Source organism: Leucobacter sp. G161, assembly GCF_001482305.1.
Lineage (GTDB): Bacteria > Actinomycetota > Actinomycetes > Actinomycetales > Microbacteriaceae > Leucobacter.
This window is the reverse complement of sequence record NZ_LOHP01000024.1, coordinates 1-491: the sequence shown is the minus strand read 5'-3', so window position 1 is coordinate 491 and position 491 is coordinate 1. Positions and strand designations below refer to the sequence as shown.

The 491-nt window shown below is 68.0% G+C and carries 1 protein-coding gene; it reads left to right on the top strand.

Annotated features, from left to right (window positions below; all coding sequences use genetic code 11):
- Nucleotides 1–68: 68 nt before the first annotated feature.
- A partial coding sequence (locus AUL38_RS17655) for an FtsX-like permease family protein (RefSeq protein ID WP_369795288.1) occupies nt 69–491 on the top strand: 423 nt, incomplete at its 3' end.

Below are 491 nucleotides of genomic sequence, written 5' to 3'. Positions count from 1 at the left end.
CCGACTGGGGTTGGCTCCCCGCGGGCCGCGACTATCCCCTCTTCGACCCGCTCGCGCTCGTCGCGGTCGTGATCGTCGCGGTCACGCTCATCCTCTTCACCGGGGTGATGGAGGCGGCGATCGACCCGGATCTTCTCGAAGCCTCGGGGACCTTCCGCGTCATGCTGCTCATGGTGTCGTCAATCTTCATCCTGATCGCGCTGTATGTTGGCGCAATCGTCACCGCGAACACCTTCGCGACGATCATCGCCGGCCGCACCCGCACGATCGCGCTGTACCGGCTCGTGGGATCCACGTCGGCCAGGATCCGTTCCCGCGTCGCGGCTGAGGGCCTGCTTATGGGGACGATTGGCGCGGCGATCGGCTTCGCGCTCGCCGAGGGCCTCGTGTTCGTTGCCACCTCGTTTGGGCCCGACTGGGGTTGGCTCCCCGCGGGCCGCGACTATCCCCTCTTCGACCCGCTCGCGCTCGTCGCGGTCGTGATCGTCGCG